The organism is Acaryochloris thomasi RCC1774 (assembly GCF_003231495.1).
Classification (GTDB): Bacteria; Cyanobacteriota; Cyanobacteriia; order Thermosynechococcales; family Thermosynechococcaceae; genus RCC1774.
Map to the genome: position 1 here is coordinate 52,276 of NZ_PQWO01000010.1, position 17,347 is coordinate 69,622.

The 17,347-nt window shown below is 51.8% G+C and carries 13 protein-coding genes; 8 read left to right on the forward strand and 5 right to left on the reverse strand.

What is annotated here, in order from left to right; genetic code table 11:
- Nucleotides 1-127 precede the first annotated feature (127 nt).
- Together C1752_RS28490 and C1752_RS15800 are read left to right on the forward strand one after the other, a co-directional pair.
- On the forward strand, nt 128-331 hold the full coding sequence (locus C1752_RS28490; RefSeq protein ID WP_158535109.1) for a hypothetical protein: 204 nt from the start codon (nt 128-130) through the stop codon (nt 329-331).
- A 490-nt stretch (nt 332-821) separates the two neighbouring features.
- Complete coding sequence (locus C1752_RS15800; protein WP_233501633.1) at nt 822-2,021, forward strand: cation:proton antiporter; 1,200 nt, start codon at nt 822-824, stop codon at nt 2,019-2,021.
- Nucleotides 2,022-2,073: 52 nt separating this feature from the next.
- On the opposite strand, the gene truB is transcribed toward C1752_RS15800, so the two are convergent.
- From truB to C1752_RS15815, 3 genes are all read right to left on the reverse strand, one after another.
- Nucleotides 2,074-2,991, reverse strand: a complete 918-nt coding sequence (gene truB / locus C1752_RS15805) for a tRNA pseudouridine(55) synthase TruB (RefSeq protein WP_110987147.1) — start codon at nt 2,989-2,991, stop codon at nt 2,074-2,076.
- 26 nt (nt 2,992-3,017) lie between these two features.
- Nucleotides 3,018-4,673 (reverse strand): alpha/beta hydrolase, encoded by a 1,656-nt coding sequence (locus tag C1752_RS15810; RefSeq protein ID WP_110987027.1) that lies wholly within the window; start codon nt 4,671-4,673, stop codon nt 3,018-3,020.
- 77 nt (nt 4,674-4,750) lie between these two features.
- The gene (locus tag C1752_RS15815; RefSeq protein ID WP_146242357.1) at nt 4,751-6,406 is read right to left on the reverse strand and encodes an alpha/beta hydrolase; all 1,656 of its coding nucleotides are present in this window, start codon (nt 6,404-6,406) and stop codon (nt 4,751-4,753) included.
- Between the two features lie 200 nt (nt 6,407-6,606).
- Here C1752_RS15815 and C1752_RS15820 point away from each other — a divergent pair, with 200 nt between their 5' ends.
- From C1752_RS15820 to vapC, 6 genes are all read left to right on the forward strand, one after another.
- Nucleotides 6,607-7,806 carry a hypothetical protein gene (locus tag C1752_RS15820; protein ID WP_110987029.1) on the forward strand — a complete coding sequence of 400 codons (1,200 nt, stop codon included), beginning with the start codon at nt 6,607-6,609 and terminating at the stop codon, nt 7,804-7,806.
- Between the two features lie 147 nt (nt 7,807-7,953).
- Complete coding sequence (locus C1752_RS15825) at nt 7,954-9,432, forward strand: MFS transporter (protein WP_370664153.1); 1,479 nt, start codon at nt 7,954-7,956, stop codon at nt 9,430-9,432.
- 11 nt (nt 9,433-9,443) lie between these two features.
- Nucleotides 9,444-12,665 carry a cyclic nucleotide-binding domain-containing protein gene (locus C1752_RS15830; RefSeq protein ID WP_110987030.1) on the forward strand — a complete coding sequence of 1,074 codons (3,222 nt, stop codon included), beginning with the start codon at nt 9,444-9,446 and terminating at the stop codon, nt 12,663-12,665.
- Nucleotides 12,666-12,971: 306 nt separating this feature from the next.
- Complete coding sequence (locus C1752_RS15835; RefSeq protein WP_110987031.1) at nt 12,972-14,195, forward strand: diguanylate cyclase; 1,224 nt, start codon at nt 12,972-12,974, stop codon at nt 14,193-14,195.
- A 144-nt stretch (nt 14,196-14,339) separates the two neighbouring features.
- A complete protein-coding gene (locus C1752_RS15840) occupies nt 14,340-14,531 on the forward strand; it encodes a type II toxin-antitoxin system VapB family antitoxin (protein WP_110987032.1) in 192 nt (63 codons plus the stop codon).
- Nucleotides 14,531-14,938 carry a type II toxin-antitoxin system VapC family toxin gene (vapC, locus tag C1752_RS15845; RefSeq protein ID WP_110987033.1) on the forward strand — a complete coding sequence of 136 codons (408 nt, stop codon included), beginning with the start codon at nt 14,531-14,533 and terminating at the stop codon, nt 14,936-14,938. The genes C1752_RS15840 and vapC overlap by 1 nt, the downstream gene beginning before the upstream one ends.
- A gap of 299 nt (nt 14,939-15,237) precedes the next feature.
- On the opposite strand, the gene ureC is transcribed toward vapC, so the two are convergent.
- Together ureC and C1752_RS15860 are read right to left on the reverse strand one after the other, a co-directional pair.
- Nucleotides 15,238-16,947 carry an urease subunit alpha gene (gene ureC / locus C1752_RS15855; RefSeq protein ID WP_110987035.1) on the reverse strand — a complete coding sequence of 570 codons (1,710 nt, stop codon included), beginning with the start codon at nt 16,945-16,947 and terminating at the stop codon, nt 15,238-15,240.
- A gap of 29 nt (nt 16,948-16,976) precedes the next feature.
- Entirely contained in the window at nt 16,977-17,288 is a 312-nt protein-coding gene (locus tag C1752_RS15860) for an urease subunit beta (protein WP_110987036.1), read from the reverse strand.
- Between the last annotated feature and the right edge of the window lie 59 nt (nt 17,289-17,347).

Sequence of the window (17,347 nt, forward strand, 5' to 3'; positions counted from 1 at the left end):
CCTGTCCTTTGATGATGCAGCTGAGGTGGTCTTAAGGCTAGAGTTCTAGTGATCTTACCGAGCGATGAGTTAATGGTGCCCGGATTCTCAGTTTATGCTGTTGATCCAGATGCTGCATCTTGCATCCATGAAGTTGATGCTTGGGGGGCACTTGGGACCGGATGTTGGTTGCGATCGCAACATCCTCTGTGACAATTCGCCACTGCTCCCTGAAGAGTTGCTGCTAGACTCTCCGAGAGCAAGCAACAGATCCAGAATGATTGTTTTGAACCACTGGTCCACCGACGGCAAGCCGACTGTCACTATTTCCTGCTTCCCCGCTGAAGCATAGTGATAAAGATTCGCTATATCTGCGAGATTCGAGCTAGCGTCGCTCCCTCAGAATCATCGCGACAAAACACTGGAGTCAACTTGCTTCTCCTGGGTTCTGTTAAGCGACCTTAGCACTCGACATTTTTCAGCTCATCAACAGCGTACCCAATGCTTAGTACATTGCTTGTGGACCAAATATGGGGTCAGGACTGCTGCTGCCATCTAGATCCACGACCCGGGATAAGATCTCTTTGATAAAGGCGACAGTTCGACAGGATGCACAGGAGACCCCGTCCATGTCTAAGACCCGATGACTCTAGGTGCCCATCATGTGGGCTTAACCGTGCCTGATAAAGAGTCTCGGGCCTGTAAAAGCGCGATTCTCTAAATCTAAAGCGTGTCATCAATGAAGTTAGATCACAAAAGCGCAGAATTGGAAGTCTATGGGGTTAGATAGCTCGAAAGGGCGCTGAGCATCTAAACTATCAAACACACCTATACAGGCCCCTATGGAAGTCCAAGACCTCTCCAACCTAGTTTTTCTAGGTTTATTCCTTGTGTTTGGAGGGCACGCCTACGAAATTGCTCGCTACCTACAGTTACCACGCGTGACTTTGCTTGTGCTCACCGGCTTACTGGTCGGTCCCTCCGGGTTGGATATCATCCCCCTTTCCGTCATCAATATGTTCCCCACGATCGCCTACATTGCTTTGTCGATGGTGGCCTTCCGCTTAGGGGAAGCCTTTATTGACCTTGATCTTAAAGAAAAAGGTCTTGCGGTATTCAGTATCTCTTTGGGCAAGACCATTGCAGCCGCCAGCCTCGTCTTTGTAGGCGTGTTTCTGATCCAAAAAGATGTGGTTGTGGGTCTCTTGCTCGCAGCCCTAGCACCAGCTTCGGCTCCGGCAGCGACCCTGGATGTTATTAGCGAGACCAAGGCTAAAGGTCCACTGACCCAAACCATTGTGAGTGTCTTGGCCGTTGACAATATTTTGAGCATTACCTTGTTTGCCTTGGTTCTGATCTTCACAGACTCACTGATGGACCAAGGCCAGTCATGGCAGGAGATTTTATTAGGAGGCTGGGAGATTTTCGGAGCCGTTATCTTGGGATTTTCATTGGGCTGGCCCACCACCAAACTCGCTGAAGTCATTGATAAAGAAGAAGAACCAAGTCTACTGAAGATTCTGGGGGTGATTCTGCTCTGTGCGGGCTTAGCCTACCAGTTTCAGGTGTCCTATCTGCTAGCCTGCATTGTCCTAGGGATAACGGTGGCGAAGAGTAACCATCCTCCAATGCGCCAGGTCTTCTCGACCGTCGAGACCATCGGGGAACCTTTTTTAGTCTTCTTCTTTTTATTAGCAGGATGCGAACTGCAGCTATCGGCGCTGACCACCCTAGGGTTAATCGGCATTATTTACATGGTTGCCCGCTGTGCAGGGTTTGTGGTGGGAGGAACATTCGTCTCTCATTGGGTCAAAGCCGAACCTGTGATCCAGAAACATATTGGCTGGTGTCTATTCCCCCAAGCAGGTGTAGCTTTAGGGTTAGCGGTCATTGCCCTGGAGCATTTTCCCCAGATTGGACCGCTGTTACTCTCGGTGATTGTCAGCACCACAGTGGTCTTTGAGCTGTTCGGTCCGACGGTAACTCGGTGGCATCTATTTCAGGCTAAAGAAGTAGTGGAGACACCAGAAATCGCAAAGTAGAGTCGTTCCCCAACCTGTGCGGTAGCAAGGCCGGACAGCCTTTCTGAAGGCTTTAACCTTCTGTCCCCTCAGCATTTGATGCGTTGCGCGTGGGAGTAGCGCCTGCAGACACAACCTTTGCTTTTAGATGACCGTCTTCATATTTTCCAATCCCGAGAAAACCCTCCGTTTCATGATGGACTTGCAGATATCCTGAATGGGTCTCGATGGGAAGCTTTTGACCCCAAACAAATCGCTGCGCCAAGTCTGCCGTTAAGGTTAGCGTAGGCAGGATCTGCAGCCCCACGTCCGGCGGAATGGGACGAAATTGTTGCTGTTCAAGCTGAGTCTCTAGTGCTGCAAACGTCAGACTATCAACCAGCGAGAACCCACCGCTGCGCGTTCGACTGAGCTGTGCGAGGGTCCCTCCGACCTGCAGCATCACCCCCAAGTCACGGGCAATAGAACGAATATAGGTTCCGGCTCCACAGGCAATTTCGACTTCAGCCTCCGGCCACTCCCCCATCGGTCGCCAGTCCAGCAGCTTGAGGTCATAAACCTCTACCGAACGTGGTTTGACCGGCACCGGTTTACCCTGACGCGCCAGATCATAAAGCCGTTTGCCATCCACTTGAATGGCACTATAGGCTGGTGGAATCTGCTGCAGCGGCCCTTGAAAATGCGTCAGCGCTGACTCCAGCATGGCTTGGGTGATATGACCGGCCTCTGTTGTTTCGATAACATCACCGGCTAAGTCATCGGTAGTGGTCGTCATCCCTAACCGGATCACGGCTCGATAGACCTTATCGCTGGGTAAATAAGTCAGCAGACGGGTAGCCCGTCCTAGGGCAATGGGCAGCACGCCGGTCGCCGACGGATCAAGCGTGCCACCGTGCCCCACCTTTTTCATGCTCAAAAGCCGCCGGACTTTACCGATACAGTCATGAGAGGTCATGCCCGCAGGCTTGTGTAAATTTAAGAAGCCAAACAGCATTTTTTATTTCCCCCTTCATGTTTCTATTCTTCCGCCGCTGCCTCTTCTAACATCAGATCTTGCGTGAGCGCCAAGGGCAGTGCAGGCTGGCTCAGGGTGGAGACGTATCCCGGCGTTAAGTATTCCAGATTTTGGGGTTGATTGGTGACAAAGGCATTCATGAAGGCCAAACTCAGTGTTTTGAGATCTTGACGCGCTTCATCAGGCGCGGGACCGCCGAGGGGCAGGTCTAAAATCTCTCCAATTGAGTTTTGATCGTCTGTAGCAGGCACTCCAATGGTAGAAAAATGATTTCCACCCACCATCATGAGCAAATACTTGTTGGGAGTGGTTAACCAGCTAAAGGGACGAATTTGTTCAGAGAGCGCAGGAGCTACGGTATCGGAGCTACCAGAGACAAGCATGACGGGAACTTCGATTTCGCCGTAGGCATCAGACCCCAGGAGACTGCTGCCAATGGAGTTCACGGCAACGACGGCCTTAATTCTCGGATCTGCTAATTTATAGGGTTTGGGAATCAGCAGTCGAGCCTGACATTGAAACAGCAAAGACAGGTTAAGCGTGTTTCTGAGCTGGGCACAGTCTTCATAAAGCTGGTTGAAGGTCAGCGATGCACCGCCTAGGGCTAAGGCGGTATACCCCCCAAAGGATTGACCGAATACGCCCACTTGCTCCAAATTTAAGGGGCCGATGCTGGGATCGGTTTGCGATCGCATCTCCAGCACATCGAGCAAGAACGAAACATCTAGAGGCCGGTCAAGAAACTCCGTTGGCTTGATAATATTACGCGCACGCCCCTCCAGGAGCGCCTGTAGCTGAGCCGTATTACTGCCCGAATGCTCCGGCACAGCAACCACATAGCCATGGGAAGCAAGATGCTCTGCAAGGTAGGCATAGGTCTCTCGATTGGAATTGAAGCCGTGGGAAATGACAATAACAGGTCGAGGCCCATCAGCCTTCGCCCTCGGAACATACAAATCTGCAAAGAACTTCCGAGTGCGTCCCGTATAGGTCTGTCTCTTGACGCTGTCATCATTCAACTTTAGCGTTTGCTTCTGCCAAGCATAGGCCCCCTGAACCTGTAGCGTTTTGCCCCTCGCAATTAGATCCTCTTCAGGAACCACAGAGGGTTCAGCCTGAATGGCCTTGACCGCTAACTGAGTATCCTGGAGAACTTGCTGAGCCGACTCAAAGATCCCCAGAGCCGACCGTAGATCCACCTGAACCCCTTGGGTAGGAAAGTTGCGTATTGCCGAAAGCGCCGTCAGCCCTTCAGGATCCGCTGCCCCTAAAATCAACGCAGACCGGAGTGCCGTTAGACGACCCTGCCCCGACTTGGGACGCACCACCTGCCCTGCGCGCTGCAATAATCCCTCGCCCACAGGCGTATACAAAAACTGAGCCACAGACAATGGTGTCAGGTCAATCGGAGCAACCAAACCCGCTCTGAACTGCTCTAGCTGCTGATCGTCGAAAAAGCGAGTATAGGCTCCCAAACTCCCCTGGACTCGCCCCTCTTCGGCAAAGATCTCCAAGTCTCTCAGCGCAATCGAACGCTCGAAGAGAGAAAAAGAAATGTAGATGCGTTCAGCCGCCTGTGCCATCGGTGCCTGGCCACCCAGCACCGCCAGCCATAGACCACTTAGGCATCCTAGCCAGAATTTTTTGAACTGCGTCACTGATGGAACTCTCACGCTAAAGATCAATCGACAAAGGTATAGAGCCTAAACAGGAAAGGACTTCAAGAACTCAAGCATCATTGAGGCACGCGCGCTGTCTCTAAAACCGGCATTAAGTCCTGAGGCGAGAGCTGGCGAATCAGGCTCAGCGGCAAAGAAGACTGACTTAACTGCTGTACAGCCCCACTTGAGAGAGCTTCAGAAGGCTGTCCCTGCAAATGCGTCTGAAAAAATATCGTGCCTAAAGCCTTCAAATATTGACGAGCAACATTGGGCGTAGGCCCCACAAACTCGGGCGGAAGCGTCCAGAGCGTTTGAGCCGCCGGCCTCTCATCCTGAGTCGAAAAGTGACTTGCCGACTCGATCAAAACCAAATATTTATGGGTCTGCGGCAACCAAGTGAAGGGCTGAATCTGCTCCTGCAGACTGGGCGTCACCGTATCCATACTTCCAGACACCATCATCACTGGAGCATTGATCTGTCCTAAGCCTTCAGAGCCGAAAATACTGCTGGTGATAGGACTGATAGCCAGCACAGCCTTGACCCGCGAATCTCTTAGCGCATATTTTTTCAGCGGTACATCCAAAGCCTGACACTGAAGAATCTGGGAAATGTTCAGCGTCTCCTCAACTTGAGGACCACAGTCTTGGCGTAGTGTTGAGAAATTGAGGGTCCCACCGCCTAAAGCAAGCCCCGTGTAGCCACCAAATGAGTGCCCCACAACGCCTACCTGCTTAAGATTAAGACGTTTCCGAAGGCTGGCGGGTGAGCGTCGGGCCAACTGATCAAGCAAGAACGTCACGTCCAGGGGACGATCGATAAACTCCAGCGCCTGCGACATATCTCCAACCTCACCCGCTAACCATGCGCGGGTGTGCGCCGCCGAACTCCCTGGATGCTCGGGGACAGCCACGGCAAACCCATGGGAGGCTAAGTGTTGAGCCAAAGACGCATAGGCAAGCCGATCTGAGCTAAAACCATGGGAGATTACAATTACAGGGGCCGGATCCGATCGATCAGGCAGATAGAGATCGGCAGGGAACTGGCGAGCTTTGCCGGTCAACCGTAATCGTTTTGGGGTTCTGTCTTGAAGCCGTAACGTTTGCGTTTTCCAAGTGAAAGAACCGGGTTGCTGCAAAGCCTGCAGTTCCGCAACGCTTTGATCAGGACTAGCGGCACCTGCCGAGCGTTGCTGCACCAGCGCCACCGCCGCATTAGTCTGCTGCATCACCTGCCGCATCATTTGCAGAAGCGCTAGCCCTTCAGTTACATCTATCTGGATCCCTGCATCAGGGAAATTGCGCATCAAACTCAAAAGCGTTAACCCATCCGGATCAGCGGCCGCTGAGACCAGCGCTGTCTTTAGAGCTTCTGGACTCGCACCACCAGACTTGGACTGTATGATTTTGCTGGCGCGTGCTAAAAGCACCTCACCCACGGGCGTTGACAGCAAACTGGGAATATTTTCGGGCGGAAGGTTTAGCTTTGTCTTAAGCGTCGCTCTGATCTGCTCAAGCTGTTTAGGTGATAGATATTCAGCAAAGGTTGCCAGATCACCACTCAGCCGTCCTTCCGTGGCATACATTTCCAGATCCGCGACCGGAACAGATAGCTCTAGAGCGGCGTATTGAACATAAATCTGCTCTGCTGCTGATGTCGGTGTAGCCATTGCCGCAAAGATCAGCATTCCTAGACTGCCAATCCATCTCCAAGACCGTGTAGCGTATCTCACTCTGCCTCTGCCTGAAACCGCAAAATTGTAGCCAACTATCAGTATGAATGTATTCTGGTCACTCTTCCCTATGACCCTCAGGACAGCACCCGTGTTCCTCACCTTGAGCCTCTCTACTTTGATGGTAGATTAAGGCTTAGATAGGGGTAAGTTTGTGCGCGGCATAGATGTAGTGGAGCCTGCCCCACCTCGGAGCTAGTATGACTCAGGACCAACCGACACCGCAAGACGCTGCCCAGGCTCCAAAAGCCCCGCAGCAGAAGGTCGAACCAGATGTAGTCCAGGCCCCAGAAGTGAAGGTCGAACAAGATCTAGCAGCCCAGCCTCCAGAATCCAGCGGGCAGAAGGCTGCTTCAGATCCAGTTCCAGATGCAGACGTCCAAGACAAACAAAAGCAAGCTGCGCAAAATGCAGACCCAGCTCGAGAAGCTCGTAGACAGAGAAGAGCTGCACAAAGCGTAGCGCCAGCCCCAGAGGCTCGCAAGGCCCGCAGGCCAAACGCTGCGGCCCCGCCACCAGAAGCCCGCCGACAGCGAAAAGCTGCGCCAGAAAATACAGAGACGCCTCAGGCATCAGAGGCACAGAAGCCTAAGCCGCCGAAATCCCCGGTGACAAAAGCGGTTCAGACAGTCACTCAAATCCTGACATCGGTATTCAACACCGTTAAAAAGCCCATCGTTGGCTCAAAAGCCTATACCAACAACAAGGCAAAATTTGACTCGGGTTGGAAGCGCGTACAGCCCCTAGTCAAAGTCGTTCAGTGGCTTTGGAAAAAAATATTAAAGCCCTTCTGGACTAAGGTTGTTCAGCCACTATGGGGCAAGATTTTAGGGCTACTGCGCCCTCGACTACCAGGGCCATTCAAGACGCTCTCAGATCGAATTCTGACAGCGATTATTGTAGGACCGCTCGTTCTGATTTGGTGGCTCATAAGTTCGTTAACGTCTGCGGCCCCTGTCGCTCAGTCGCCACCAGCTCAGCCCATTGTCAGTGCGCCTAAACCGGCTCCAGTTCCAGCGCCAAAACCTGTCTTAGAGGCACCTGCCGCACCTGCTATTGTTGAAGAACCCGTTGAACCGTTACCAGCAGAGCCGGAAGAACCACAGAAAGTGGTGCTATCGGTGCAGCAGCAGGTGGCCCAGATTAGCGATCTCTACTCCACTGATTTGATTCCGCAGGTGCAGGCTGACTTTGAGGCGGATCGTCTCGTGGTGCAGGTCAGCGATCGCTGGTATAACCTCAGCAGTACAGAGCAAGATGAAATGGGGCTTGACGTTCTCCAACGGAGTGACGGTCTAGACTTCAAGACGCTAGAGTTTCGAGATCTTCAGGGGCAGCTTGTGGCCCGCAACCCCATCGTAGGTCCACATATTATTGTTCTGCAGCGCCATCAGACGTAATCGCAAAATGCTCCGGCAGAATTGGAGCATTTTGCGATTACTCGTTACTGTGGAGAGGTTATTCACTCCCATCTGCAACGTCAGCACAGATTGAGACGAGGGCCGGGGTGAACCATCATTAATCGCCATGAGGATCCGAATCGCTTGCTGGACTCACCACAGGACCCCCCTATTCAGACCGCTGTTTCGATTCCCTCAGCATCTGTCAAAGAGGAATTTACGGGGCTACAGCTTTGGAACATGAACGTGGGCTTCCTGGGCATTCAGTTTGGCTGGGGCCTTCAGATGGCCAATATGAGCGCCATTTTTGAGCATTTGGGAGCAACAGCCCATCAACTGCCCATTCTCTGGATTGCGGCTCCACTCACGGGCCTGTTCATTCAGCCCGTCATTGGTAATTTAAGTGACTTCACCTGGGGACCGCTGGGGCGACGGCGGCCCTACCTGCTGGTGGGGGGGATTCTGGCGGCCCTTGCGCTTGCCCTCATGCCCCATTGCTCAACCTTATTGATGGCGGCGGCCCTGCTGTGGCTGCTGGATGCCAGCGCCAATATTAGTATGGTGCCCTATCGCGCCTTCGTCGGGGATTTGCTGCCAAAAAAGCAGCGCACTCAAGGGTTTGCTGTTCAAAGCCTGATGGTGGGAGCAGGAGCAGTGGTGGCGTCTGCTTTCCCTTGGATTCTCAGTCATGGCTTTGCCATTTCGAACATTGCCAGTGTCCAGCATCAGATTCCGCAGACGGTAGAACTGTCCTTTTATCTGGGCGCTGTTGTGTTTTTGAGCACGATTGTCTGGACTGTGATCACGACGCCGGAGTATCCCCCCAAAAGTCTTGAGGCTCTGGAGCAGCGCCAAGAGGAGCGGGGCGGGCTCCGCAATAGTCTGCAAGAGAGCTGGAAGGCAATTCGAAGCATGCCTGCCACTATGCGCCAACTGGCCTGGGTCCAGTTCTTTACCTGGATGGGGATTTTCTGTTTCTTTATGTATTTCCCTCCGGCTGTGGCCCGCAATATTTTTGGAGCCACGAGTCAAGCCTCTCCTCTCTATAGCGCTGGAGTTGAATGGGCAGGTCTATGCTGTGCCGTTTTTAATGCGGTCTGTGTTGGGGTCTCATTTTTACTGCCGTTGCTGGCCAAGCGCACCAGCCGCCAGATTACCCACAGTGTTTGTCTGCTCTGCGGCGCAGCGAGCTTACTGTCAATGGTCGTGATTCGAGATCAGTACGTCTTATTAATTGCCATGATCGGTTTTGGCATCGCTTGGGCCAGTGCTTTATCGATGCCCTATGCCATGCTCACGGGGGTTATTCCCGACAAACAACGCGGTGTTTTTCAGGGAATCTTTAATATTTTTGTGGTGTTGCCTGAGATTGCCGTGGCTTTAGGGGCTGGGTGGGTCATGCAGTACCTTCTCCACGAGAATCGATTGATGGCAGTGGTGATGGGAGGTGTCTTTTTGCTAGTCGCAGCGGGTCTGACGCTTCTGGTTAAAATCAATCCGGTGACGACTCCTGCCGAATTATCGCTAGACGTTGAGCAGCCTGAGAAAGATAAATCTCTGGTTGCTGACAACACAGATCAGCTTCCAGTTGAAGAGAAGCTTCCAGTTGAGAAAAGTCGTAGCTAGGGTATTGGGCGATGGTCAGTCAGGGTGTGGATAATCCCATTGGTTTACCGGCATTTGGGCGGCTGACCCAGTTATTGCTGCTGGCCGTCACCGTTTTGGTCTACTGCGTTTTGGGCATTGTCATTGCCAACTCTTTGTTTGTCAGTTACGTCGGGGCGAGTCATCTGCCGATTGCGTTTATCTGCATTGGCCTATGTTCGATGCCGGCCTACGTCTTATTCTCGCAGGTTGCTGATCGCTACAGCCGTCTAAAGCTCTTCCGTTACGTGCTGCTGCTGTCGATGGTTTTGGCTGTGGGGCTGCGCTTCTTACTCAGCCAAGATGCCAAGGTGGAGTACTATGTGCTGCTGGTGTTTTCGTTTTTTCAGTGGGATTTTCACAATAATGTCCTTTACCCCAGCCTGCTAACAGACTTTTTTACGACGCTGGAATATAAGCGCTACGCGCCCTATGTGGGGATGGCGCAGGCAGTCGGTTCGCTACTAGCGGGCGGGTTGGCGACGGTTTTAGCGCAGTATTTTCGGACGCGGGATTTGCTGCTGTGTTTGCCGATGCTGTTTGCTGTTGCATTTGCCCAACTTCTCTATCTCGAGTATTCCCAGCGCCCCGTCAACGTCCAGAAGTCTGAAGCGGAAGCAGGGATTATTGAGTCTTTAAAGGCGTTTCCAGATGTCGTCAAACGCTATCCCTTAGCGCTGTACTTGGCAGGCAGCAGCTTTTTACTGGTGATTATCTACCTCAGCTCTGAGTTCCTGTGGTTCAGCATTTACGGTCAGAACTTTACCGACCAGGAACTGACCGGCTTTTTAGGACTGATGCGAATTTTGATTAGCTTTGTCCAGGTGGCCGTCATCTATGGCTTTACCCGTCCTCTGCTGCAGAGCGTCGGGGTGGCCCGCATGAACATTGTCTATCCGCTGACAACGCTGGGTAGTTTTCTAGGATTGGCCTTCAACATCAATGTGCCCGGTGCAGTGGGCCTACACTTAAACGGCGATGCCCTCTATAAAGCCATTAACATCCCCGTACATCAACTCAACTACAACGCTATTCCCAAGGAGTTTATTGGTCGGATCCGGACCCTGAGTGACGGCGTCATTTACTCAATCGGTCTGACGCTGGCGGGGGGAATGCTCTGGCTCGCCGATAATACCCTGTCTCTTAACCAAATTATTTATTTGGTGATGAGTCTAACCGTTCTGCTGCTGCTGGTCCGCCTGCCAATGGGGCGATTCTATGCCGAAGGGCTAGAGAAAATGATTCGCTCTAGCGCGATTAATCTCGATGACTTCAACGAGGCTCAAGTTCAGCTTCCGCCCCAGTCAAGCGCTGCGATTCGAGAGCTGCTGCTGCAGGAGGATCGCTATACCCAGATCAAAGGTTTGGAGCTAGCGGCCAGTATTGGTCAACCGAGCCAGTTTTTGCCCGAAGTTCAGGCGCTACTCACGGCGTCAAACCCAAGTACTGAGTCAGACTTAAGACTCCGTAATGCTGCCGTTCAGCTTTTTCGGCATGACCCCGGCATTATTCCCTACTGTGAAGATTTTTTGCGGGGTGATCGGCTCAATTTACAGGTCTTTGCGCTGGAGGTGCTGCTGCTCCATCAATATCCTTTTGCCCCATCCTCACTGCAGCAGTGGCTCAATAGACCCGAATCAGAGTTGAAGGCATCTGCGGCGCTGGCGGCGATTCAAACCCATCACGTCAAAGACCCGCAGATCGCGGCTGTCGTCAACCAGCTCTGGCAAACAGATCTGCCGGAATCGACGGCGAAAATGGTCACCCGAGTGGTCGCTCAAAGCGGAAATCGAGCCTTTGCGCCTGTGATTACAAGTATTTTGCCAAAGGCCAATCTTGAGATCACCTGTGAGGGACTGCAAGCGCTCACTTCACTGGCGCAACCGGGCGACAGCGATCTGGCAGATGTAGCCCAAAAGAAATTAGAAGATCCTGATGCAGCCGTCCGTTACGCGGCTGTTGACCTGCTGGCTCAGACCCGATGCGCGGATCGGATCCAAAATGTTGCGTCAGGACTGGGAGATCTTGATCCGCGAGTACGCCAGCGATCGGCAGTAGCACTGGCGGCCTATGGTCGGCCCGGACTAGAGCTAGCGAAGGAACGACTATCTTCATCCAATAATGATGTTGTCAATGCTGCGATCGCAACCATCGGTCAAATCCGCACCAAGCAGGCTAGCAACCTGCTGTTCGAGTATCTGACCCCGGACTTCAAGCAGCTCACCCGCACCTATCGCTGGCAGCAGCAGATTCCTCAAAACGACCCCGGCTGGGCACCTTTAGGAGTTGCGATCGCAGACTACCACCAGCGATTGATTCAAAAAATCCTCTACATCCTGGCCTGTTTAGGTCACTCCCGCACCGTCAACTCCGTCAATCGCCTGCTCGCCACGACCGAACCCGGAGATCTGGCCAACGCCATCGAAGTACTGGCCTCCCTCAGGCACCGCCGGTTTGTGTTGCCCCTGATGCCGCTACTGGAGCAAATCGTCAATCCGATGGAAACAGGCAGCCAAATTGAGGTGACGCCCCAATGGTTGCGAACTAAAGGGTATAAGCTACTCCTAGAGGCATTGGAGACCCGAGATCGCTGGATTAAAACCGGAGCCTTGATTGCCCTATCAATGGTGCCCTCTGCCCTTATCAATGATCCCGACCCGTTTGTTCAGTCCGTTGCTCAGCAGATTTTCACTCCTAATGTTCAGGCTGCATCCCCCACCAAAACCTCTATGAACCGCCTACTCCTGCTAAAAAACGTTGCTATCTTCAAGAATCTGTCTCTTGATGAGCTGCTGCTGATTGATGAGGCACTAGAGCAAGAGCAGGTACTCGCAGGCACCACAATTTTTGCTGAAGGGGACTGGGGCTCTCATCTCTATATCTTGGCTGAGGGTGCTGTGAAAATTGTGAAAACGATTGATGACAGCCTGGAACAGATTGATCTAATTACTAGCGGCCAATACTTCGGCGAAATTGCCCTGTTTGATAATGCACCGCGCTGGAACGGTGCGATCGCAACTGAATCCTCTACACTTCTCAAGCTAGAAAAAACTCGCTTTCTCAGCCTTACAACCCAGAGACCGCATATTATTCTAGAAATCTGCCGCTTTCTCAGCCAACGGCTCCGAGAGACCGATTCCTATCGCTCTGCGAGAAAATCATCGCGTTTGCCTGAGCCGTCAGTTCCGGCTCAAGACGCGGCAATGCCTTCCTAACTAGCCTAAAAAGCCGCCTCATAATATATTGCTTGCAAGGGTTTGGGCCGAATGATTATTTCGGGGCATTGGCATCATCCTCAGGCCGATGCTTCATGACTAGATTCAAGCGATAAACCACGCATGGAAATCAAAATACTTTAATTTCAGCCCCATAGCCGAAAACAGGAACAAATGGGCACCCTGAGAGCATATATAAGAATATAAATTCGCCTGTTAACGTCGAAGTCTGTTGGGAGAAACGAATTTACCAGAGAGTACGCTTCTCTGAAGAACTTATCGCCCTTCATTGTTCCAGGAAATACCTTGAAACTATTCAATCCGGCTTCTCTCTTTACCCACCTTCCCTACAGAGGGAAAGAGCTAGACGAGGCTACGGACTCTGAGAATACTGACATTCGGATCACTCGCTCTCTGACAACGGCATATACGGTCGCTTTGTCGCTGATCGCTCTACTGTCTATTGGCGCTCATCTGCTTTTGGATAACGTGATCAAAGAGAACGTATCCTCAGCGAAGGTCATCAATGTGGCAGGGCGACAGCGGATGCTTTCGCAACGCATCAGTATTTATGCGACGGCCTTAGAACAAGGGAACATAGACTTAAAGCCTGAGTTCCTGAAGCTGACGACGTTGATGGAGCAATCACACAAAGCACTAGTCTACGGTAATGGCAAACTTGATCTAACCCATAAACTCACGCCAGAACTGAGACAGCTCTACTTCAGTGAACCAGATGCTCTTGACCGTCGCACTCGTACATTTATTAAAAACACAAAAATTCTGGCTAACAGCACTGACAGCAACCAACGTCAGGAAGCCTATAAAAAAATCCAGGCTGCATCCCTCAAGCATCTGTTACCAATGTTGGATGAGGCCGTTTTTCTCTTCGAGTCTGACACCACTGAGCGAACCATGCGGCTCAGAAATGTACAGCAGGCCATGCTAGTCATTTTGCTGATGGCTCTATCTCTGGAAGCCGCATTTATTTTTCGTCCCATGGTTCATAGGGTCAAAGAAGCTACTTTCAAGCTGTACAACTTGGCGATGCACGATGCACTGACTGAGCTGTACAACCGGCGGCATTTCATGGAGACGGGGCGACGAGAGCTGCTGCTCGCACAGCGTCGCCAGCAACCCGCAACCCTCTTAATGATAGATATCGATCACTTTAAACGGATTAACGATACCTATGGTCATGCAACAGGAGATGCTGTTTTAAAAAAATTCGCCATTGTTTTACTACAGGCTCTTCGCCAAACCGATATCATCGGTCGCATTGGAGGCGAGGAGTTTGCGATCATTTTGCCTGATTGCGACGCCCCATCATCACAGAGCGTCGCTGAACGAATTCGCGCAACAATGGCAGAAACACGCCTCAGGAATCCGTCAGATTTGAGCTGGACCGTCTCTATCGGAATCGCAATTCTCGACGAAGGGACCGACAATCTAGACTCTCTCATGCAGAAAGCTGACGCAGCGCTATACAGGGCCAAAGAGAGTGGCCGAAATCAGGTTGTTATCAGTTGATTATTCAGCAGAAGTACCGCAGCCCAAAACCTGCACAGCCTGGAGCCTGGAGAAGTTCGGGGACATTATCAAACGCACAAACACCCTACCTTATCGCTTCTGTGTGATACAGTGTGTGGGCTTATGTGTGAACGGGATTTAGCTATGGCTACGAACCTCTCTATTGATGCTGATTTGCTGGAAGAGGCCCTACGAGTTGGTGGGTTTTCCACGAAAAAAGAGACGGTAAATCATGCGCTCACTGAGTTTGTGCAACGCCGAAAGCAGCGAGAAATCATCTCTCTGTTTGGTAAGTTCCCTCAAGACGCTGATTACGACTACAAAAAAGGACGGTAATGAGCGGCATCCTTGTAGACACCTGTGTTTGGTCCGTTTCCCTGCGAGGCAATTCGGAGGCTGAGACCTTTGCGGCGCAACAACTAGCTCGACTCGTTGATGATAATCAAGTAAAAATCATTGGTGCCATCAGACAAGAACTATTGTCCGGCTACACGGATAAAAGCAGGTATGAAGCACTCCGCCAGAAACTGAAGCATTTTCCGAACGAACCAGTGATAGATTCTGATTACGAAGCTGCTGCAGAGTATTCGAATTTCTGCCGCTCAAAAGGAATCCAAGGCTCACACACAGATTTCCTAATTTGCGCTGTTGCAATACGAGCTGAATTCAAAATTTATACTACAGATAAAGACTATGATCACTACGCCAAGCATTTACCAATTATGCTCTTCGAGAAAACTTAACGAGGCCCTCAGGGACGCGAACGGAAATTTTGGTTGTTGAAAGATACTCCCCAAGCTTAAGCACTATGCAACTCTTCTGTGAAGCTGAACAGGCATCTGATGATCTTCTGCGACAAAATGCAGGCGAAGCGGAGTAATGTTGATAGAGTATTTGCAGAGATGTGTGAAGAGGTTGCAGAGCACTCCTCTCAATACTTAGAAGCTGCTTTGAGCTTGATCGATCTGATGAAAACTCAAAAGCTTAAAGCAAAGACAATGGCAACTCTGAGTAAATATGCTTAGAGGTTTTTATACATTCTCTAAAACAAAAAGTATCGCTGAGCCATCGGTAATACCGTCGCCGGTTCGCAAGTCAACAACTCCCCGTCGGCCCTGACTTCATAGGTCTCAGAATCAACCTCAATATCAGGCAAGGCGTCATTCAGCTTCATGTCTTGCTTGCTGAGCTGACGGGTGTCAGAGACTGCTGCTACCTGAGTCTGTAGGCCAATCTGTTCTGGGATTCCCTGCCCCATTGCTGCTTGGGAGATGAAGGTGAGAGAAGTAGATGCGATCGCACCTCCAAATCCGCCAAACATCGGTCGCATGTGCACCGGCTGCGGAGTCGGAATACTGGCGTTAGCATCTCCCATCTGCGCCCAGGCAATAAAGCCACCCTTAATAACCATCTCTGGCTTGACGCCAAACATCGCAGGTTTCCACAGGCAAAGGTCTGCAAGCTTGCCAACTTCGACAGAACCTACATGGTCGGCAATGCCGTGAGCGATCGCAGGGTTAATCGTATACTTCGCCACGTAGCGCTTGGCACGAGTATTATCATTGCGGTCTGAATCCTCCGGCAATGGCCCCCGCTGAACCTTCATTTTGTGCGCCGTTTGCCAGGTACGAATAATCACTTCACCCACTCGGCCCATCGCCTGTGAGTCAGAGGCAATCATACTGAAGGCACCGAGATCATGGAGAATATCTTCAGCCGCAATCGTTTCTCTACGAATACGGGATTCTGCAAAAGCCACATCTTCAGGAATCCCAGCATCTAAGTGGTGACACACCATCAGCATATCGAGATGTTCATCCAGCGTGTTCACCGTATAGGGGCGCGTCGGATTGGTCGAAGAAGGCAAAACATTGGCTTCACCACAAACCTTGATAATGTCTGGTGCATGACCGCCCCCAGCACCTTCGGTGTGATAGGTATGGATGACTCGATTTTTGAACGCCGCGATCGTATTCTCCACAAAACCCGCTTCGTTAAGCGTGTCAGTGTGAATGGCGACCTGCACGTCATATTGATCAGCAACCCCCAGGCAGGTATCAATCGTCGCGGGTGTTGTACCCCAGTCTTCGTGGAGCTTGAGACCCATTGCCCCTGCTTTGACCTGCTCTTCTAGGGCTGCGGGCTGACTGGTGTTGCCCTTACCGAGAAATCCTAGATTCATGGGGAATGCGTCGGCAGAGCGCAGCATTTGATGGATATTCCAGGGGCCAGGGGTGCAGGTGGTGGCGTTAGTGCCTGCTGCCGGTCCCGTACCGCCCCCCAACATGGTGGTGACGCCAGATGCGATCGCAACTTCAATCTGCTGCGGACAAATAAAGTGAATATGCGAATCAATCCCGCCCGCCGTCAGAATCATGCCTTCCCCAGCAATAGCCTCTGTGCCAGGACCAATGACGATATCAACATTATCTTGAATATTGGGGTTCCCAGCCTTTCCGATGGCGGCGATTCTGCCATCTTTGATGCCAATATCGGCTTTGACAATGCCCCACCAGTCGAGAATTAAGGCATTGGTGATCACCGCATCGACGGCCCCGTCAGCATTGGTGGTCGGGGACTGACCCATGCCGTCGCGAATGACCTTGCCTCCACCAAACTTAACCTCATCACCGTAAGTGGTGTGATCCTGCTCAACTTCAATGATCAGTTCGGTATCGGCAAGACGGATGCGATCACCTACAGTCGGTCCATAGGTCTCGGCATAGGCGCGGCGGTCCATGCGATAGCTCATGCAGTTTCCCCTATCAAACGTTTGATCACTTACGAATCCACTGGACCTTCAACTAAAGCATTAAAACCATAGACTTCACGACGCCCCGCCAGCGCTACGAGCTGAACCTGACGCTGATCACCCGGCTCAAAACGCACAGCCGTGCCCGCCGGAATATCAAGCCGCATCCCTCGGGCCTGATCGCGCTCAAAGTCTAGGGCCGTGTTGACCTCAAAAAAATGGAAGTGGGAGCCAATCTGAACCGGCCGATCCCCTGTATTCGCCACCGCTAAGGTGACCGTGGGGCGACCTGCATTCAGTTCGATATCGCCAGACTGCGGCAAAATTTCTCCGGGAATCATTCTTTCTTACCCATGAACTTAAGTGCAACTGTAGGCTACTTTCTCTCTGACTTCTAGCC